The sequence below is a fragment of the Bifidobacterium scardovii JCM 12489 = DSM 13734 genome, from assembly GCF_001042635.1.
In the GTDB taxonomy this organism is placed as follows: Bacteria; Actinomycetota; Actinomycetes; order Actinomycetales; family Bifidobacteriaceae; genus Bifidobacterium; species Bifidobacterium scardovii.
The window spans coordinates 966,741-987,043 of sequence record NZ_AP012331.1 but is presented as its reverse complement, the minus strand read 5'-3'; the positions used below and the strand labels follow the sequence as shown (position 1 = coordinate 987,043).

14 protein-coding genes and 1 pseudogene are annotated in these 20,303 nt (G+C 65.8%); 2 read left to right on the top strand and 13 right to left on the bottom strand.

The window, feature by feature from the left end; translation table 11 throughout:
* The 3 genes from BBSC_RS04045 to BBSC_RS04035 form a co-directional block, all read right to left on the bottom strand.
* On the bottom strand, window positions 1–1,758 hold the full coding sequence (locus tag BBSC_RS04045) for an ABC transporter ATP-binding protein (protein WP_033518553.1): 1,758 nt from the start codon (window positions 1,756–1,758) through the stop codon (window positions 1–3).
* A 116-nt stretch (window positions 1,759–1,874) separates the two neighbouring features.
* A complete protein-coding gene (locus BBSC_RS04040) occupies window positions 1,875–2,369 on the bottom strand; it encodes a MarR family winged helix-turn-helix transcriptional regulator (RefSeq protein WP_046726080.1) in 495 nt (164 codons plus the stop codon).
* Window positions 2,370–2,563: 194 nt separating this feature from the next.
* Window positions 2,564–4,747, bottom strand: a complete 2,184-nt coding sequence (locus tag BBSC_RS04035; protein WP_033518551.1) for an elongation factor G — start codon at window positions 4,745–4,747, stop codon at window positions 2,564–2,566.
* 230 nt (window positions 4,748–4,977) lie between these two features.
* Between BBSC_RS04035 and BBSC_RS04030 the strand changes: the two genes are divergently transcribed.
* On the top strand, window positions 4,978–5,502 hold the full coding sequence (locus BBSC_RS04030; RefSeq protein ID WP_033518549.1) for a 3'-5' exonuclease: 525 nt from the start codon (window positions 4,978–4,980) through the stop codon (window positions 5,500–5,502).
* 180 nt (window positions 5,503–5,682) lie between these two features.
* Window positions 5,683–7,545, top strand: coding sequence for a dihydroxy-acid dehydratase (gene ilvD / locus BBSC_RS04025; protein WP_081893042.1), 1,863 nt, complete (start codon window positions 5,683–5,685; stop codon window positions 7,543–7,545).
* A gap of 196 nt (window positions 7,546–7,741) precedes the next feature.
* Here the strand turns inward: ilvD and gmk are convergent, their stop codons facing one another.
* The 10 genes and pseudogenes from gmk to rpsL all read right to left on the bottom strand — a co-directional run bounded on the left by gmk (window position 7,742) and on the right by rpsL (window position 19,836).
* Entirely contained in the window at window positions 7,742–8,311 is a 570-nt protein-coding gene (gmk, locus tag BBSC_RS14175) for a guanylate kinase (protein WP_231649055.1), read from the bottom strand.
* 129 nt (window positions 8,312–8,440) lie between these two features.
* A pseudogene (gene pyrF, locus BBSC_RS14170) lies at window positions 8,441–9,343 on the bottom strand (orotidine-5'-phosphate decarboxylase); the annotation flags it as partial.
* Window positions 9,340–12,726: a carbamoyl-phosphate synthase large subunit gene (gene carB / locus BBSC_RS04015; protein ID WP_033518545.1), complete on the bottom strand. Its 3,387-nt coding sequence runs from the start codon at window positions 12,724–12,726 to the stop codon at window positions 9,340–9,342. The pseudogene pyrF and the gene carB, both read right to left, overlap by 4 nt.
* A complete protein-coding gene (carA, locus tag BBSC_RS04010) occupies window positions 12,719–13,939 on the bottom strand; it encodes a glutamine-hydrolyzing carbamoyl-phosphate synthase small subunit (protein ID WP_033518611.1) in 1,221 nt (406 codons plus the stop codon). The genes carB and carA overlap by 8 nt, the downstream gene beginning before the upstream one ends.
* A 93-nt stretch (window positions 13,940–14,032) precedes the next feature.
* On the bottom strand, window positions 14,033–14,644 hold the full coding sequence (gene nusB, locus BBSC_RS13200) for a transcription antitermination factor NusB (RefSeq protein WP_046726081.1): 612 nt from the start codon (window positions 14,642–14,644) through the stop codon (window positions 14,033–14,035).
* 30 nt (window positions 14,645–14,674) lie between these two features.
* Window positions 14,675–15,241, bottom strand: coding sequence for an elongation factor P (gene efp / locus BBSC_RS04000; RefSeq protein WP_033518544.1), 567 nt, complete (start codon window positions 15,239–15,241; stop codon window positions 14,675–14,677).
* A 217-nt stretch (window positions 15,242–15,458) separates the two neighbouring features.
* Window positions 15,459–16,658, bottom strand: a complete 1,200-nt coding sequence (tuf, locus tag BBSC_RS03995; protein WP_033518543.1) for an elongation factor Tu — start codon at window positions 16,656–16,658, stop codon at window positions 15,459–15,461.
* Between the two features lie 170 nt (window positions 16,659–16,828).
* A complete protein-coding gene (gene fusA, locus BBSC_RS03990) occupies window positions 16,829–18,958 on the bottom strand; it encodes an elongation factor G (protein ID WP_033518541.1) in 2,130 nt (709 codons plus the stop codon).
* Window positions 18,959–18,988: 30 nt separating this feature from the next.
* On the bottom strand, window positions 18,989–19,459 hold the full coding sequence (rpsG, locus tag BBSC_RS03985; protein ID WP_033518539.1) for a 30S ribosomal protein S7: 471 nt from the start codon (window positions 19,457–19,459) through the stop codon (window positions 18,989–18,991).
* A gap of 5 nt (window positions 19,460–19,464) precedes the next feature.
* The gene (gene rpsL / locus BBSC_RS03980) at window positions 19,465–19,836 is read right to left on the bottom strand and encodes a 30S ribosomal protein S12 (RefSeq protein WP_003813881.1); all 372 of its coding nucleotides are present in this window, start codon (window positions 19,834–19,836) and stop codon (window positions 19,465–19,467) included.
* Window positions 19,837–20,303 lie beyond the last annotated feature (467 nt).

Below are 20,303 nucleotides of genomic sequence, written 5' to 3'. Positions count from 1 at the left end.
TCAGGCCTCCTCTCCCATGCTCGGTTCCTTGGTCTGCGATTCGACGATCTCCCGGTACACGTCGCAGGTCTCCATGAGATCGTCGTGCCGCCCCAGCCCAGCGACCCTGCCATCGGACAGGACGATGATCTGGTCGGCGTGCTGTATCGTGCTCACGCGCTGCGCGATGATGAGCACCGCGCGGTCGCCCATTTCCGCGGCGAGCGCGTGGCGCAGCGCGGCGTCGGTCTTGAAGTCGAGCGCGGAGAAGCTGTCGTCGAAGACCACGATCTGCGCGTCGCCGACCAGCGCGCGGGCGATCGACAGGCGCTGCTTCTGCCCGCCGGAGAAGTTCATGCCGCCCTGGGCCACGCGCGAGTCCAGGCCGTCGGGCAGCGAGTCGACGAACTCATCGGCCTGCGCGACCTCGAGCGCATGGTTCAGCTCGCGGTCGGTGGCGTCCTTGTCGCCGTAGCGCAGGTTCTCGGCGATGGTCCCGGAGAACAGCCACGCCTGCTGCTGCACGTAGGCGATGCGCGAGCGCAGGTCGCGCTGGGTCATGTCGCGCACGTCCACGCCGTCGAGCGTGACCTTGCCCCAGCTCGCGTCGTGGAATCGCAGCGCGAGCATCGCGATCGTCGATTTGCCGGAGCCGGTGCCGCCGATGATCGCCGTGATCTGGCCCTTGCGGCAGACGAAGTCGACGTGACTCAGCGCATCCTCCTGCGCGTCGGCGAACCGGAAGGTCACGTCGCGGAAGGCGAGCACCTCGCCGTCGTCCAGCGGGCCGCGGCCGCTCATGTCGACCGCGTCCCCCGGTGCGGGGTCGGCGATCTGCGGGTCGTGGTCGAGCACGAGGCGCACGCGCTCGCAACATTCGAGGGCGCGCGGCAGGGTCATGATCACCATCTGCGCCATCATCAGATAGAACAGCGCCATGATCGCGTATTCCACGATCGCCGTGATGTCGCCGATCCGGAAGCCGCCGGCGCTGATGCGCCCGCCGGCCAGGAAGTACACGACGACGATGAACGCGTTCATGCCGAAGTACGACAGCCCGTCGAGGTTGGCGAACAGCCGGTTCGCCTTGATCGAGGTGGTGGCGTAGTCGGCGAAGGTGTCGTCCATGCGGCGCTGTTCGTGGCGCTCCTTGCCGAAGGCGCGGATCACGCGCACGCCGGTCAGGTTCTCGAGCAGCACGGCGCCGATGCGGTCGAGCAGCTTCTGCAGGCGGCGGAAGAGCGGCGAGGCGGTGCGCATGATGAACCACGCGACGACGCACACGAAGGCGATCGCGGCGAGCAGCCACAGCGACATCGTCACGTCGAGGCGGAACGACAGGGTCAGCGCGATCGCGAAGATGACCGGCACGGGCAGCAGCATGCCCATCACGTTGGTCATGGCCATCTGGATGTTGACCACGTCGTTGATGGTGCGCGTGGTGATCGACGCGGTGCCGAAGTTGCGGAAATCGTAGATCGACAGGTCGAGCGACTTGTTGTACAGCGCCACGCGCATGTCCTTGCCGACCTTCGAGGTCAGCTGCGAGCAGCACCAGCCGCCGGCCACCGCGGCCAGGCCCGAGACCAGCGCGGCGGCGCCCATCTTGGCCGCGGTCGCGACCATCGCGTCGAACGACGCGTGCGTGGCGCTCTCGTTGAGCAGCTCCGCGGCAAAGGTCGGGATGATGAGCGCGCCGATCACATCGGCGAACAACAGCACCGTCGTCACCGCGAACAGCCCCCAGTATGGCTTCATGAAACGGACAACCAGCCGCATAATGACCTTCCTCGTGTTCCGGCCTGTTCCTTGTCTGTGGCCCGCGCGACGGCGCGCCCGGCCAACCCGCCTGTACGGGCATACAATCGCTATATTGTCCTATACTGGGACAGTTGTCAATTTCCGGCGCGCCACATCTGGCGGCGGAATACCTGTCCGTAGATCTCCATGCCGCGCAGCAGCGCATCGCGCAGTTCCCCCGGCATCTCGCTCATTGCGCGGTATTCGGCGGCCCGGCTCGGCGCGATCAGCCCATTGCAGTACCGGCGCCCGGCGTCGGTGAACCGCACGGTCTTCACCCGGCGGTCCTCCTCGGATTCGCCGAGCTCCACCAGGCCGCGCTCGGCGAACGACGCGATGATGTTGTTGACTGTCTGCCTCGGCAGCAGCGTGTATTCGCAGATCGCGCGCTGCGACGCGCCCTCGTGGTCCTTGAGGTAGTCGAGGATGCACATCAGATTGTCGGAGACGCCGGCGCGGCGGGCATAGTCCGAGTAGGCCACGTCGATGCGGTGCAGCTCGTCGAAGAACCGGTCGATCTGCTCGGAGATCGATTCGCGCCGCCCAACCGCGGGATCAAGCTCCCCATCCCCATCCGCATTCCCCGCCACAGCAACCACCGCCCCTTCATCGATTGTCACATCCAAGGACAATTATAGCCGTTGCCGGCAGTACTCCCGAGTTATACACGGAAAAGAGCCGTCCAGCGTGTGAAACCCGGGAGCAGCCGAGGGGAGCTCCCGGGGTTTACACGCCCAGAGGCCGTTTTCCGTGTGAAACCCGGGAGCAGATGACCGCACGCGGGCTACATCACGTCGCTCGCGTAGCCGAGGTGCATGAAGTCCGGCACGCGATACCACTTGACCGGGTAGCCGGCGCCGTGCGCGCAGAACACCGAATCGGGCGTATTGTCGAGGTCCGCTTCCGGGTCGTAGGCGGCCCGCTCGATGACCCCGGCCTCGTCGTGGCAAGGCCGGTACCCGCCGAAAGTGCAGGAGAGCCGCCCGAGCCCATGCGTGTAGGCGTTCACATCCATCGCGTAGTCGCGCATCTCGGAGACCGGGCAATCGCCCTCCAGCACCGCGTACTCCCCGTCCGAGAGCGGCGGGTCGAACCGCCCGGCCATGCGCTGCACGTCAGACATGGCACGGCCGAGCATGTCCTGCGGAATCTCAAGACGGAACCGGTACCACGGCTCGAGCACGCGGCACCAGCCGGGGTGCTCCGCCGCGGCGCGAGCGGCCTCGGGCGCATCCGCCCCGGCATCGCCGGCATCCGCATCGTCGCGCTTCCGCGCGCCGCGCTCCTCCGCGATCTGTTCCGCGGCGTCATCCTCGTCGCGCCCGCCGAACCGCGACTCGACGTCGCCCTCGACCAGCGCCATCATGAGGCCCTGGCGGATCGCGCGATAGGTCGCCTGGCGGAAATCGCCGCCTTCCGTGTGCTTCTCGTGCGCGCGCCCGGCCACCAGCGTCAGCCGCATATCGTTGATCGGCGCGCCGATCAGCACCCCGAGATGCTCCTTTTCCGCGAAATGCGTAAGGATCAGGCGCTGCCAGTTGCGCGCCAGCTCGTTCTCGCTGCATGAGCTGGCGAAGGTCAGCCCGCTGCCCGGATCGCCCGGCTCGAGCAGCACATGAGCCTCGGCATAGTGCCTCAGCGGCTCGAAGTGGCCAACGCCCTCGACCGGGTGCGTGATCGTCTCCTTGTACAGGATGCCGCCAGGGCCGAATTCCACGTCGAGCCCGAACCGGTCGTGCATCATCTGCCGGACGATCTCCAGCTGCACCGCGCCCATCAGCTGCACATGGATCTCCTGCAACCGCTCCTGCCACACGACGTGCAGCAGCGGGTCCTCGTCGTCCAGCTCGCGCAACGCCATCAGGCACTTGTGGACGTCGTTGCCGCCGGGCAGCAGCGTATAGGTGAGCACCGGCTGCAGCACCGGGCTGCCGGCATCGGACTCCAGGCCAAGCCCCTCGCCGGGGAAGGTGCGCGTCAGGCCGGTCACCGCGCAGATGGAACCGGCCGGGGCGCGATCGGAGACCGTGAACTTCGCGCCCGAATACAGGCGTACCTGATCGGCCTTCTCCCGCCATATCCGTTCGGGGTCGACCAAGCTGTCGGCCAAGCCGCCGGCCGGCAGCCCGTTCTCCTGGCCCCGGCCGCCGGCGTCCTCATCGGCCCCGGCGTTCGTCAGCGTCATCTTCGCGCGCAGCTCGCCGCCGGTAACCTTCAGCCAAGTCAGCCGGTTGCCCTGCGCATCGTGCGATACCTTGTACACCCGCGCGCCGAACCCGTCGCCGTATGCCGGCTCGCGCACGTAGCGCCCGAATCCGGCGAGGAACTCGTCGATGCCCTCCATGCGCAGCGCCGAGCCGAAAAAGCAGGGGAACACCTTGCGCTCGGCGATCATGCGCCGGATATCGCCGTCGGGCACGCGGCCCTCCCCCAGCAGGGCATCCGTCGCGCGCTCGTCCTGCATGGCGAGATCCTCCATGACCCCGGGGTCGTTTCCTCCCTCGAAGTCGATGCAGCCGTCGCCGAACCGGCCGCGCAGCTGCGAGAGCAGCGCCGCGCGATCGGCGCCGGGCGCGTCCATCTTGTTCACGAAGATGAAGGTCGGCACCCGGTAGCGCGCCAGCAGCCGCCACAGCGTGGCGGTATGGCCCTGCACGCCGTCGGCGCCCGACACGACGAGGACCGCGTAGTCGAGCACGCGCAACGTGCGCTCGGTCTCGGCCGCGAAATCGACGTGCCCCGGGGTATCGAGCAGGGTGACGGCCAGATCGCCGGTCTGAATGATGGCCGGTTCGGCGAAGATCGTGATGCCGCGGGCGCGCTCCATCGCGTCGGTGTCGAGGAAGGCGTCGCCGTGATCGACACGGCCGAGCTTGCGGATCCGCCCGGTGCGATAGAGCAGCGCCTCCGACAACGTGGTCTTGCCCGCGTCCACATGCGCCAGAATGCCCGCGACGATCTGCTTCATGCCGTTCTCCCTGCCTTCCGTTGCCCCGCCATCCGACCGCACAAACTACAGCAACGATACTCGGCACGCCGGAATCCGCGGGCGTCGGCGGCCGGGACGCCACAGCCACGGAACATCCGGGCTTCCGATATTCTTGGACGGTGACGGACGGGGCTCCAGGCGGGCGCGTCGCCGGCCCGCCGCCGCAGGAATCCCCGCAGAGAGTCCATACACAGAAAGAGGATGCTACCGTGCTGCTGCCCGATGACTACGTCGTGCTGGATTTGGAAACGACCGGCGTGAGCTGGTACCGGGATACGATCATCGAATTCGGCGCGGTCAAGGTGGTCGACCGCAAGCCGATCGCCACGTTCCAGCAGCTGGTGAACCCGTTCCGGCCGCTCAGTCCGCGCATCACGCAGCTGACCGGCATCACCCGCGACATGCTGGCGCCGGCGCCGGATCTCGACGACGTGCTGCCGGCCTTCCTCGACTGGTGCGGCGACGACGCGCTGATCGGCCACAACATCGCGCGTTTCGACATCAAGTTCATCGACATCGCGGCGCAGCGCATCCTGCAGCGTTCGGTGCCCAACCCGGTGATCGACACCCTGCAAATGAGCCGCACGCTGTTCCCGTACGAGCGCCACCACCGGCTGCTCGACCTGATCCAGCGCTTCGGCATCGCCGACGTGGAGGAGCACCGCGCGCTGGCCGACGCCGAGCAGACCCGCATGTGCTTCGAGTGGATGCGCGACTACGAGGAGCGCCACTGACCGCGTGCGGCGTGTCGCGGCGGCGCCGATGCCGCCGGACGCCCATGCCCGTGAGGCTACCGGCGCCGCCGATGGCGTCGACGGAGCACCGTCGGTAGCGCCGTAATGTAAACTCCTCGTAAATTCCACGATGTGACTCTTGACAACGCGCGAGTCCTGCTTACGCGGTTGAATAGAACCATGACCGAAATGCGATCCGCAAAAATCATGAACGGGCGCGTCTTTGCAGGCGCCCGAGCCCTCTACCGTGCAGCCGGCGTCAGTGGCGACGACATGGGCAAGAAGCCCATCATCGCCATCGCGAACTCCTTCGACGAGTTCCTGCCCGGCCACGTCCACCTCAACAAGGTTGGCCGCATCGTCTCCGAAGCCATCCGCGAGGCCGGCGGCATCCCCCGCGAGTTCAACACGATGGCCGTGGACGACGGCATCGCCATGGGCCACACGGGCATGCTGTACTCGCTGCCGAGCCGCGACATCATCGCCGACACCGTCGAGTACCAGTGCAACGCGCACTGCGCCGACGCGCTGATCTGCATCCCGAACTGCGACAAGGTCGTGCCGGGCATGCTGATGGCGGCCCTGCGACTCAACATCCCGACCGTGTTCGTCTCCGGCGGCCCGATGGAGGCCGGCACCACGACGCTCGCCGACGGCACCGTGAAGAGCACCGACCTCATCGACGTGATGTACGCCACCGCCGACGACTCCGTCTCCGACGAGGAGCTGCTCAACTACGAAAAGACCGTCTGCCCGACCTGCGGCTCCTGCGCCGGCATGTTCACCGCCAACTCGATGAACTGCCTGACCGAGGCCATCGGCTTGGCCCTGCCCGGCAACGGCACCATTCTCGCCTCCCACTCCTACCGCAAGGACCTGTTCAGGCGCGCCGCCCGCCAGGTCGTCAAGATCGCTCACCAGTACTACGACGATTCCGACGATTCCGTGCTGCCTCGCTCCATCGCCACCAAGGAGGCCTTCGAGAACGCCATGACCATGGACGTGGCCATGGGCGGCTCCACCAACACCGTGCTGCATATCCTCGCCATGGCCCAGTCCGCCGACGTGGACTTCACCCTGGACGACATCGAGCGCATCTCGCACACCGTGCCGTGCATCTGCAAGGCCAGCCCGTCCGGCAAGTGGGAGATCTCCGACGTGCACCGCGCCGGCGGCATCACCGGCATCCTCGGCGAGCTCGACCGCGCCGGCAAGCTGCACACCAACGTGCATTCCATCGACTACCCGACGCTGGAGGCCAAGCTGGCCGACTGGGACATCATGCGCCCGACCTGCACCGAGGAGGCCCAGCAGATGTACAAGGCCGCTCCCGGCCACATCATCTCCCCGGAGCCGTGGACGCACACCACGCTGTTCGACTCGCTCGACCGCGACCGCACCAACGGCGCCATCCACGACATCAACCACCCGGAGATCCACGAGGGCGGCCTCGCCGTGCTGCGCGGCAACCTGGCGCCCGACGGCTGCGTGGTCAAGACCGCCGGCGTGCCGCCGGAGATCTGGAAGTTCCGCGGACCGGCCCTGGTGGTCGACTCCCAGGAGCAGGCCATCGAGGTCATCCTGAACGACACCCTGAAGCCCGGCATGGCGCTCGTGATCCGCTACGAGGGCCCGAAGGGCGGCCCGGGCATGCAGGAGATGCTGTACCCGACCTCCTTCGTCAAGGGCAAGGGCATCGGCAAGCAGGTCGCCATGCTCACCGACGGCCGCTACTCCGGCGGCTCCTCCGGTCTGGCCATCGGCCACATGGCCCCCGAGGCCGCGAACAAGGGCCCGGTGGCGCTCATCAAGAACGGCGACATCATCGACATCGACATCGAGGCCCGTTCCGTGAACGTGGAGCTGACCGACGAGCAGCTGGACGAGCGCCGCCGCGAGCTCGAAGCCGGCGACGGCTACGTGGCTCACCGCAACCGCCACGTCTCGCAGGCGCTCAAGGCCTACGCCGCCTTCGCCCGCTCCGCCGACAAGGGCGCTACTCGAGATCCCGAGCTGATCAACAAGCTGTCGGGCCTCGCCTGATCCACGCACGGGTCGGTGTCCGCACCGGGGACCGACCCACATATATGATTTGGGGGCTTTCCGCGATCATGCGGAAAGCCCCCAATTTTTTAGATTCACTGAGCCGGAATCGGCGAATAACGCGTGCGGAGACCGCCGTCCGAAGCCGAAGGCGTGCTTCGCACGTCGAGGCTGAGGAAAGGCGGTATACGCTCCGTTATTCGCCGATTCCGTATTCTTTGGCGATGATGGACCATAGCTCCTGTGCCGCCCTCTCGACGTCGTCATTGGTGATGGTGACGTCGAATTCGCCTTCGGCGGCCAGTTCGACCTTGGCGGTTTCCAGGCGGCGGGCGCGCTGCTCGGGGGTTTCGGTACCGCGGCCGGTGAGGCGGCGGACGAGTTCGTCGAAGCTGGGCGGGGCGATGAAGACGGAGACGACCTCGAGGCCGAGCTCGGAGGCGCGCTCCTTGACGCGGCGGGCGCCTTGCAGGTCGATTTCGAGGATGGTCGGGACGTTGTGCGCCAAGTGGTCCTGAACCGGCTTGAGCGGCGTGCCGTAGCGGGCCATGCCGTGCACGGTGGCGGTTTCGAGGAATTCGCCGGCCTGTTCCTTTTTGGCAAACTCCTGATCGTCCATGAACCAATAGTTCACGCCGTTGACCTCGCCGGGGCGGGGCGCGCGGGTGGTCGCGGACACCGACAGCCAGATCTCGGGGTGCTTCTTGCGCAGGGCGGTCTCCACGGTACCCTTGCCGACACCGGCGGGGCCGGTCAGCACCAGCAGACGCCCGCCGCGGGGCTTGGCGGAGGCGGGCGCCGGAGCCGGCGACGACGCGGCCTGCGGCGCAGCACCAGCCGTGGGCGCGACGGCGGCACCGGCCGCCGCCCCCGTCGTCTTCTCGTCGGACGGCATGGAAGTCGCTTCCATCAGCGCCTGGCGCACGTCGAGGGAGATCGCCTCGGTGGCCTGCGCCAGCGCCGAGATGTTCGGCCCGTGGGAGGCGATGAAACGCGATACGGTGACCAGCACGTTGCCCTTGGTACCCTTGAACACAGTGCTCAGGTCCTTGGCCTCGGCGCCCTGCCAGCCGTAGCCGGGAGACAGGATCGGGCCGGTGAACTTGGAGGGGTCGATGCCGCTGTCGTTCATCCACTGGCCGATGGTCGCGCCGATGATCAGGCCGGCCGACCCCATACCCTCGATGCCCTGGTTGAACTTCTGCACGGTGCTGGCGATGCCGAAGGACACGGTCTTGCCCTCGTACTCGCCGCTCTGGCGGATGGCGGTCTGCAGGCTGGCGCCCTCCGGGTTGGAGGTCAGCGACGCGACGAACACGCCGCGGCCGTTGTCCATGGCCTCGTTGATCAGGCTGCCGAGCGAGCGGGCGCCGTAGTACGGCAGCAGCGTGATCGCGTCGGCGAGCAGCGGGGCGCCCGGCTTGAAGTAGGCGTCTGCGATCGCGGAGATCGTGGTGGACAGGCCGCCGTGCAGGCAGTCGACGATGGTGATGATGCCCATCTGGCGCGCCGCGTAGAGCACGCGCTCGAGCGCCGCGAATCCCTTGGATCCGTAGCGCTCGTACATGGGCGTCTGGAATTTGACGGCGGCGGCGCGGCCGCTCGCTGCCTGCAGCATGCGCACCGAGAACAGCTCGGCGCCTTCCGCGTCGACGTTGTACCCCCAGTCGGCAAGGATCTTCCGATGAGGGTCGATGCCTACGCACAACGGCCCGTATTTCGCCATCGAGTTGCTCAGACGCAGACCGAAGTCGGAACGATGGGCAAGGATCTCACTGCTGCTGGGGGTACTGGTCATGATAGGTCCTGCTTCTCCAATGCGAACAATTGCTGTGAATGCTCCTGGATGCTCATGATCTGGTAGTCGTTCTTCTTGACGGCTTCGATGGCCATCAGCACCGCGGAGAACTCGGTCATCGTCGTGAACTGGGGCACGTCGGCGGCGATGGCCGCGGCACGGATCGAGTATCCGTCGGACCGGGAGCCACGCGAATTCGGCGTGTTGAGGATCATGTCGATGCTGCCGTCCTCGATGAGCTCCACCACGTTCTTGCCGATGCTGCCCTCCGCATGGGTGACCTCGACCGGCGCGTCCGGATCGGTGTCGATGCGCGTGCTGATCTTGTCGACGATCTTCGAGTCGATGCCGTAGCGGCGCAGCACGGAGGCGGTGCCCTCGGTGGCCCAGATCGTGAAGCCGAGCTCCACCAGGCGCACCGCGACCATCGGCAGCTGGCGCTTGTCGGTGTCGTTCACGGAGATGAACACGTTGCCGCCGGTCGGCAGGCCGCCCTCGTAGGCGGCGAGCTGGCTCTTGGCGAAGGCGTGCGGGAAGTCGCGGTCGAATCCCATGACCTCGCCGGTGGAACGCATCTCGGGCCCGAGCAGCACGTCGACGGTCTTGCCGACGGGCGTGCGGAAGCGCTTGAACGGCAGCACGGACTCCTTGACGGCGACCTGCTGGCCGCGGTGGATGGTCCCGCCGTCGCCGACCGGCAACAGCAGCCCGTTGGCGCGCTGATCGGCGATGGTCTCCCCCGCCATGATGCGGGCGGCGGCCTTCGCCAGAGCCACGCCGGTGGCCTTGGACGCGAACGGCACGGTGCGCGAGGCGCGCGGGTTGGCTTCGATCACGTACAGCGTGTTCGCCATGAAGGCGTACTGCACGTTGATCAGGCCCTGCACGCCGCAGCCCTTGGCGATGGCGTAGGTGCCCTCGCGCAGGCGGCGGATCTGGTCGTCGGACAGCGTGGAGGGCGGCAGGGTGCAGGCCGCGTCGCCGGAGTGGACGCCGGCCTCCTCGACGTGCTCCATGATGCCGCCGATGTACAGCTCCTCGCCGTCGAACAGCGCGTCGACGTCGATCTCGATGGCGTCCTGCAGGAACTTGTCGATGAGCAGCGGGGAGGGCAGACGGCCGGACACGACGGTGTCGGCCTTCGCCTCGTCGAGCGCGCGGTTGACGTACTTGACCAGCTGGTCGTCGTCGTAGACGATCTCCATGCCACGGCCGCCGAGCACGTAGCTCGGGCGCACGAGCACCGGATAGCCGATGTTGTGCGCGGCCTCGCGGGCCTCCTCGAGGCTGAGCGCGGTACCGTAGCGAGGCGCGTTCATGTGCGCCTTCTTGAGCACCTCGCCGAACAGCTCGCGGTTCTCGGCCAGATCGATCGACTCCGGGGTGGTGCCGAGGATCGGCACACCGGCGGCCTTGAGGCGGGCGGCGAGCGAGAGCGGCGTCTGGCCGCCGAGCTGCACGATCACGCCCTTGACCGGGCCCATCTTCTTCTCGGCCTCGTAGATCTCGAGCACGTCCTCGAAGGTGAGCGGCTCGAAGTACAGGCGATCGGACATGTCGTAGTCGGTGGACACGGTCTCCGGGTTGCAGTTGACCATGATCGTGTCGTAGTCCTTGCCGAGCTCCTGCACCGCGTGCACGCAGGTGTAGTCGAACTCGATGCCCTGGCCGATGCGGTTCGGGCCGGAGCCGAGGATGATGACGGCCTCGCGCTCGCGCGGACGCAGCTCGGACTCGTCGGCGTAGCAGCTGTAGTAGTACGGCGTGACCGCGTCGAATTCGGCGGCGCAGGTGTCGACGGTCTTGTAGACCGGCTTGAGGCCATAGGTCCAGCGCAGCTCGCGCACCGTGTTCTCGCCCTCGTCGCCCAGCTTGCGCAGATGGGCGATCTGCAGGTCGGACAGGCCGGCCAGCTTCGCCTTCTTGAGCAGCTTCTTCGTGAGCGTCTCGGCGTCGCGCACCTCGAGCGCGGTGTCGTTGATCATCGCCAGCTGGCGCACGAACCACGGGTCGATCTTGGTCGAATCGAAGATCTGCCGCTCGGTGGCACCGCCCCACAGGGCGCGCTGGATCTGCAGGTAGCGGTGCTCGGTCGGCACCTTGATCGCCTCGAGCAGTTCGGCGACCTCGGCCTCGCCCGGCTTGTCGCCGTCCCAGTTGAAGCCCATGTGGCGCTTGTCGATCGAGCGCATCGCCTTGCCGAGCGACTCCTGGAAGTTGCCGCCCAGGGCCATCGCCTCGCCGACGGACTTCATCGACGTGGTCAGGCGCGGATCGGCGCCCGGGAACTTCTCGAACGCGAAGCGAGGCACCTTGGTGACCACGTAGTCGATGGTCGGCTCGAAGGAGGCCGGGGTCGACTGGGTGATGTCGTTGCGGATCTCGTCGAGCGTGTAGCCGAGGGCCAGCTTGGTGGCGATCTTGGCGATCGGGAAGCCGGTGGCCTTCGACGCCAGCGCGGACGAGCGCGAGACGCGCGGGTTCATCTCGATGACGATGATGCGGCCGGTGTCCGGGTGCACGGCGAACTGGATGTTGCAGCCGCCGGTGTCGACGCCAACGCCGCGGATGATGGCGATGCCGATGTCGCGCAGCTTCTGGTACTCGCGGTCGGTCAGGGTGAAGCACGGCGCCACGGTGATCGAGTCGCCGGTGTGCACGCCGACCGGGTCGACGTTTTCGATCGGGCAGACGACCACGACGTTGTCGTTGCGGTCGCGCATGAGCTCGAGCTCGAATTCCTTCCAGCCCTCGATGCCCTCTTCGATGAGCACCTCGTCGGTCGGCGAGTAGTGGATGCCGGCGCCGGCGATGCGGTGCAGCTCCTCCTCGTTGTGGGCGATGCCGGAGCCGAGGCCGCCCATGGTGAAGCTCGGGCGCACGACGAGCGGATAGCCGAGCTGGTCCGCGATGCGGTCGCATTCGGCGAGCGTGTGGGCGATGAACGAACGCGCGGATTCGGCGCCGGCCTCGTCCACGACCTTCTTGAACAGCTCGCGGTCCTCGCCACGGTCGATGGCCTCTAGGGAGGCACCGATCAGCTCGACGTTGTACTTCTTGAGCACGCCGGCCTCGCCGAGCGCCATGGCGGCGTTGAGCGCGGTCTGGCCGCCGAGGGTCGGCAGCAGCGCGTCGGGGCGTTCCTTGGCGATGATCTGCTCGAGGATCGGCGTCGCGATCGGCTCGATGTAGGTGGCGTCGGCCATCTCCGGGTCGGTCATGATGGTGGCCGGGTTGGAGTTGACCAGGATCACTCGGATGCCCTCTTCGCGCAGCACGCGGCAGGCCTGGGTGCCCGAGTAGTCGAACTCGGCGGCCTGGCCGATCACGATCGGACCGGAGCCGATCACCATCACGGACTTGATATCGGTGCGCTTAGGCATTGCGGGTATCCTCCTTGGCCGACTTCATCAGGTCGACGAAGCGATCGAACAGGTATGCGGCGTCGTGCGGGCCGGCCGCCGCTTCGGGGTGGTACTGCACGGAGAACGCGGGGATGTCCACGCACTGCAGGCCCTCGACCACATCGTCGTTCAGGTCGACGTGGGAGACGAACACCTTGCCGTAGCGGCCATCGCCGTACGGGGCCTCCACGGTCTCGCCGATCGGCGCGTCCACGGCGAAACCGTGGTTGTGCGCGGTGACCTCGACCTTGCCGGTGGTCACGTCCTTGACCGGCTGGTTGATGCCGCGATGGCCGAACTTGAGCTTGTAGGTGCCGAAGCCGAGCGCGCGGCCGAGCAGCTGGTTGCCGAAGCAGATGCCGAAGAACGGGTAGCCGGCGTCGAGCACCTGGCGTAGCAGCTCGACCTCGGGGCCGGCCTGCTCCGGATCGCCCGGGCCGTTCGAGAAGAACACGCCGTCCGGGTTCAGGGCGGTCAGCTCGTCGAAGGTGATGGTGGACGGCACGACGTGCACGCGGCAGCCGCGCTCGGCCATGCGATGCGGGGTCATGGCCTTGATGCCCAGATCCACGGCGGCCACGGTGAACAGCGGCTCCTTGCCCTCGAACTCGCCGCAGGGCTCGATCGTGTAGGTCTCCTTGGTGCTCACCTCGCCGTACAGGTTCAGGCCCTTCATCTGGGGGGTGGCTTTGACCTCGTCGAGCATCGATTCGACGGTGCGCGGCGCGCCGGTCGCCGGGTCGGTCAGCGCATCGCCGGAGAAGATCGCGGCACGCATCACGCCGGCGGAGCGCAGGTGGCGCACCAGCTTGCGGGTGTCGATATGGCTCAGGCCGACGATGCCCTGCTTCTTGAGGTCGTCGTCCAGCGACCCGGTCGCACGCCAGTTGCTCACGTTCGGGCTGGGATCGCGCACGATGTAGCCCGCCACCCAGATGCGGGAGGATTCGGGATCCTCCTGGTTGATTCCGGTGTCCCCGATATGCGGGAACGTCTGCACCACGATCTGTCGGTCGTAGCTGGGATCGGTCAGCGTCTCCTGGTAGCCGGTCATACCGGTGGCGAACACGATCTCGCCGCTCGTCACACCGGTCGCGCCGTAAGGCTCCCCCACATACACTTGTCCGTCCTCAAGAACAAGAACTGCTTCATCAGGGGAAAAACTCACGGCTTCGGAATCAATCTGGTTCACCAAAACCCCCTATAGTCACTCGGGATATTCGTCATTCACGATAGCGGCCGGCGGGGACTCGAAAACCCGGCGAAACCGCTTGATGTCGGTTGTTTATTCGGACTCGCCGGAGCCCGCGTCCGCCTCGCCTTGCGGGGCCGGTCCGCTCTCCCCGTCCCCCGAGGATCGGTCGGCCGGATCGGCGGCCGGGACATCCCCGGATTCCGGATCGGAGGAATCCTGCGGCTTGGCGTCGGAGACGGCGTCGTCCGCGGTATCGGCGGCGTCCGTCTTCGCCGGGGAACCGGCTTCGGCCTCGGCCTTGGCCGCCTCGCTGGAGCACACCGCGCTGAGCAAGCCGTGGATGAAGGCGGGGGAATCCTCGTCGCACAGGGTCTTCGCCAGACCCAGCGCCTCGTCGATGGCGACCCTGCCGGGCACCTCATCGTTGAACAGGATCTCCCAGACGGCGATGCGCAGGATGTTGCGGTCGACGACCGGCATGCGCCACACCTTCCAGCCGGTGGAGTGCTCGTTCAGCGTGCGGTCGATGTCGCGGCGATGCTCCGCGACGCCACGCACGATCTCGATGGCGTAATCGGGAAGCGGGGTCTGCGCGCCGGGTTCGGCGATGCGCTCAGCAAGAAGGGACAGGATATCCTGTCCCTTCTCGTCCGCTTCGTACAACGTGTTCAGAGCCCTTTTGCGAGCGGTGGAACGTGCCATGAAGCCTGATCTTCCTTTGCGTCTAGCGTCTCAGTTGTTTTCGCGACCGAGGTAGGAGCCGTCGCGGGTGTCGACCTTGACCTTCTCGCCCTCGTTGATGAACAGCGGGACCTGGATCTCGGCGCCGGTCTCGACGGTGGCGGGCTTGGTGCCGGCGTTGGAGCGGTTGCCCTGCAGGCCGGGCTCGGTGTGGGTGATGGTCAGGATCACGAAAGCCGGCAGTTCGACGCTCAGCGGGGTGCCGTCGTGGAAGGAGACGACGCAGTAGGTGCCTTCGAGCAGGAACTTGGCCTGATCGCCGACCAGGGTCTTCGGGATGTAGACCTGATCGTAGGTGGTCATGTCCATGAAGACGAAGTTGTCGCCGTCCTCGTAGGAGTACTGCAGGTTGCGGTTGTCGACGGTCTCGAACTCCATCTTCATGCCGGCGTTGAAGGTCTTGTCGACGATCTTGCCCGAGAGCACGTTCTTGATGGTGGTGCGCACGAAGGCGGGGCCCTTGCCCGGCTTGACGTGCTGGAACTTAGTGACGGTCCACAGCTGTCCGTCGAGGTTCAGGACGGAACCGTTCTTGATGTCATTGGTAGTCTGTGCCACGTTAACTCACCTATTCACTTGACTAACTTGCTGGAGCTTAAAAATAGCCTTCGCCATTATGCCATACCGCCTATACAGGCCTGTCGCGCCCCTTTTTCCCCGTCAATCCGACGGGGCCCGATCGGGACCTGGAATGCGGGAAGCCCCGGAACCTTTGGGGTTCCGGGGCTTCCTTGGAACGCTAGTTCAGAGCGTGTCCGATGCTCGCTGATGGAAATCAGGCGAGGATCTTGGTGACACGGCCCGAGCCGACGGTGTGGCCGCCTTCACGCACGGCGAAGGTCAGGCCCTCCTCCATGGCGATGGGCTGGATCAGCTCAACGGTGAAGGTCGCGTGATCGCCAGGCTGAACCATCTCGACGCCTTCCGGCAGCTCGATGACGCCGGTGACGTCGGTGGTGCGGAAGTAGAACTGCGGACGGTAGTTGGAGAAGAACGGCGAGTGACGGCCGCCCTCGTCCTTGGTCAGCACGTAGACTTCGCCCTCGAACTTGGTGTGCGGGGTGACGGAGCCCGGCTTGGCCACAACCTGGCCACGCTCGACATCGGTACGGTTGATGCCGCGGAGCAGCAGACCGGTGTTGTCGCCAGCCTCGCAGGAGTCCATCGTCTTGTGGAAGGTCTCGATGGAGGTGACGGTAGTGTTCTGGGTCGGACGGATGCCGACGATCTCGACCGGGGAGTTGACGGCCAGCTGGCCACGCTCGACACGGCCGGTGACGACGGTACCACGACCGGAGATCGTGAACACGTCCTCGATCGGCATCAGGAACGGCTTGTCGAGGTCGTGGACCGGGGTCGGGATGTACTCGTCGACGGCGTCCATCAGATCCTTGACGGTCTGGACCCACTTGTCGTGATCCGGGGCGTCATCGTGCAGCGCGCCGTAGGCGGAGGTGCGGATGACCGGGCAGTCGCGATCGAAGCCGTTCTCGTCGAGGAGGTCACGGACCTCTTCCTCGACGAGCTCGATGAGCTCCTCATCGTCGACCATGTCGCACTTGTTCAGGGCGACGAGGATCTTCGGGACACCAACCTGACGGGCGAGCAGGACGTGCTCGCGGGTCTGGGCCATCGGGCCGTCGGTGGCGGCCACAACGAGGATGGCGCCATCCATCTGGGCGGCACCGGTGATCATGTTCTTCACGAAGTCGGCGTGGCCCGGGCAGTCGACGTGAGCGTAGTGACGCTTCGCGGTCTGGTACTCGATGTGGGCAATGTTGATGGTGATACCACGCTGCTGCTCTTCAGGAGCGGCGTCGATCTGGTTGAAGTCGTACTCCGGGTTGAGATCCGGGTACTCCTCGTGCAGGACCTTGGAGATGGCCGCGGTCAGGGTCGTCTTGCCGTGATCGACGTGGCCGATGGTACCGATGTTAACGTGCGGCTTAGTACGCTCGTACTTTTCCTTTGCCATTACTTTTGTCCTCCTGGACGTCTCGTGTAGTCAGCACCGGTCTCATGGACCAGCACCCTACAGTTTACTGGGTTTCTGGGTTATGTGCCACTTTGGAGCCAGAACCCAGTCAGCGCTACACGATATTAGCGCTGACTGGAGACACTGTCATCTCAATGCGGCTGCGCGTGTCACTCGCCGCGCTGGGCCTTGATGATCTCGTCCGAAACGCTCTTCGGCACCTCGGAGTAGGAGTCCATCTGCATGGTGAACATGGCGCGGCCCTGGGTCTTGGAACGCAGATCGCCGATGTAGCCGAACATCTCGCTCAGCGGCACCTTCGCGTCGATGACCTTGACGCCGGTGGCGTCGGTCATGGACTGGATGTTGCCGCGGCGCTGGTTCAGATCGCCGATGACGTCGCCCATGTACTCCTCCGGGGTACGCACTTCCACGGCCATGATCGGCTCGAGGATGACGGGCTTGGCCTTCGGAGCGGCTTCCTTGAACGCCATGGAACCGGCGATCTTGAAGGCCATTTCCGAGGAGTCGACCGGGTGCATCTGGCCGTCGTACACGGTGGCCTTGACGCCCACAACCGGGAAGCCGGCGAGCACGCCGGATTCCATGGCTTCCTTGACGCCGGCCTCGATGGGTCCGATGAACTCGGCGCTGATGTGGCCACCAGTGACCTTGTTCTCGAACTCGAAGGTCTCGCCGGCCTCGGTGTCGAGCGGCTCGAAGTTCATGAAGACCTTCGCGAACTGGCCGGAACCACCGGTCTGCTTCTTGTGCGTGTAGACCTCGTTCATGACGGCCTTGCGGATCGTCTCGCGGTAGGCGACCTGCGGCTTGCCGACGTTGCACTCGACCTTGAACTCGCGGCGCATGCGGTCGACGATGATGTCGAGCTGGAGCTCGCCCATGCCGGCGATCAGCGTCTGGCCGGATTCCTCGTCGGTGGTGACCTGGAAGGTCGGATCCTCGTCGGAGAGCTTCGCCAGGGCGATGCCCATCTTCTCCTGGTCGGCCTTGGTCTTCGGCTCCACGGCAACCTGGATCACCGGATCCGGGAAGGTCATGGACTCGAGGGAGATCGGAGCGTTCTCGGCGCACAGGGTGTCACCGGTGGAGACGTTCTTCAGACCGACGAAGGTGTAGATGTTGCCGGCTTCGGCGGCGTCGACCGGGTTCTCCTTGTCGGCGTGCATCTGGAAGATCTTGCCGATGCGTTCCTTCTTGCCCTTGGTGGAGTCGAGCACGTTGTCGCCGGGCTTGACGGCACCGGAGTAGACGCGCACGAACACGAGCTTGCCGTAGAACGGGTGGGTGGAGATCTTGAACACCAGGGCGGCGAACGGATCGGTGGTCAGCGGCTTGCGGTCGATCTCGATGGACTCGTCCTTCGGGTCGAAGCCCTTGATGGACGGCACGTCCTCCGGGGACGGCAGGTAGTCGACCACGGCGTCCAGCATCGGCTGCACGCCCTTGTCCTTGAACGCGGAACCGCACAGCACCGGGTAGGCGCGACGTTCGATGGTGAGCTGGCGGATGCCCGCACGCAGCTCGTCCTCGGTCAGCTCGCCGGCTTCGAGGTACTTCTCGGTCAGCTCGTCGCTGGCCTCGGCCACGTCGTCGACCAGCTGGGCGCGGTACTCCTCGGCGCGATCCTGCAGATCGGCCGGGATGTCGACGGTGTCGTAGTGGGCGCCCTGATCGGTGGACACGTCGTTCCAGACGTAGGCCTTCATGCGGACCAGGTCGACGACGCCGGCGAAGTCGTTCTCGGCGCCGATCGGCAACTGGACGACGAGCGGCTTGGCGCCGAGCTTGTCCTTGATGGTCTGCACCGAGAAGTAGAAGTCGGCGCCGAGCTTGTCCATCTTGTTGATGAAGCAGATGCGCGGTACGCCGTACTTGTCGGCCTGACGCCACACGGTCTCGGACTGCGGCTCCACGCCTTCCTTGCCGTCGAAGACGGCGACGGCGCCATCGAGCACGCGCAGGGAGCGCTCGACCTCGGCCGTGAAGTCCACGTGGCCGGGGGTGTCGATGATGTTGATCTGGTACTTGTCGCCCGTGTCGTGGGTCTGGCGGTTCCAGAAGCAGGTGGTCGCGGCGGACTGGATGGTGATGCCGCGCTCCTGCTCCTGAGCCATGAAGTCCATCGTCGAGGCACCGTCGTGGGTCTCGCCGATCTTGTAGTTCTTACCGGTGTAGAACAGGATACGCTCGGTGGTGGTGGTCTTACCGGCATCGATGTGAGCCATGATGCCGATGTTGCGGACCTTGTGCAGGTCGTTGAGCACGTCTAGTGCCATGAGTCTTCCTTAGCTCTCGTTCTCGGGTGATTACCAGCGATAGTGAGCGAAGGCCTTGTTGGCCTCTGCCATCTTATGAGTATCCTCGCGACGCTTGACAGAAGCGCCGAGGCCGTTGGAGGCATCCAGGATCTCGTTGGCGAGACGCTCGGCCATGGTCTTCTCGCGGCGGGCGCGGGAGAAGTCGGTCAGCCAGCGCAGCGACAGCGTGTTCGCGCGGTTCGGCTTGACCTCGACCGGCACCTGGTAGGTGGCGCCGCCGACTCGGCGGGAACGCACCTCGAGGGACGGGCGGATGTTGTCAAGAGCGCGCTTGAGAACGGCCACCGGCTCCTGATCGGTCTTTTCCTTGACCATATCGAGAGCGGAGTAGACGATGTCTTCGGCGATCGACTTCTTGCCGTCGAGCAGAATCTTGTTGATCAGCTGCGCCACAACGGTCGAACCGTAGATCGGATCGGGCAGCACGACGTGCTTCTTAGCGGGTCCTTTACGTGACATATCTCTTACTTCGCCTTCTTTGCTCCGTACAGGGAACGACCCTGCTTGCGGTCCTTGACACCCTGGGTATCGAGCGCGCCGCGCACGATGTGGTAGCGCACGCCCGGCAGATCCTTCACACGGCCGCCGCGCACGAGCACGATGGAGTGCTCCTGCAGGTTGTGGCCCTCACCCGGAATGTAGGCGGTGACTTCGATGCCCGAGGAAAGGCGCACACGGGCGACCTTACGCAGAGCCGAGTTCGGCTTCTTCGGGGTGGTGGTGTACACACGGGTGCACACGCCGCGGCGCAGCGGGCTGCCCTTCAAGGCCAAAGTCTTCGACTTCTTCGGCTTGGCCTGACGTCCCTTACGGACAAGCTGTTCAATAGTAGGCAACTTGAATTCTCCGATTCAGTGGTTTCTTGTCTTCGTGCGGCCGCCGCACTGCGCCCACACTCCGCCGACCGAATCGTCGAAGATAGCCACAGTCCACCGGCCCGATGGCCCGATCCTCTTTCACCGGCCGCATTGCTGCGCGTGATCCATGCGATTCACGGGATATCCCAACCCGCACGCCTGTTACATAAGGCATGCCGTTGGCACACACGAATATCTATGATACATGCCGGCACGACAACGCCACGCCGGCGAAGCCGCGCCCGGCGGCGTCGCCGGCACCTAAGGATCCGCCACCCGCACGCGCGATAGTCCACTTGCATGCACAAAAGCATCCGATTGCGGCCCTTCCCCGCCCCGCCCGCGCGGCGGTGATAGATTGAGCGTCGGGGATATCGGATCGGCCCGCATCGGGCCGGAAACAGACCACGAACCGAATCACGAATCGGACCAAAGGAGGGCCGGTT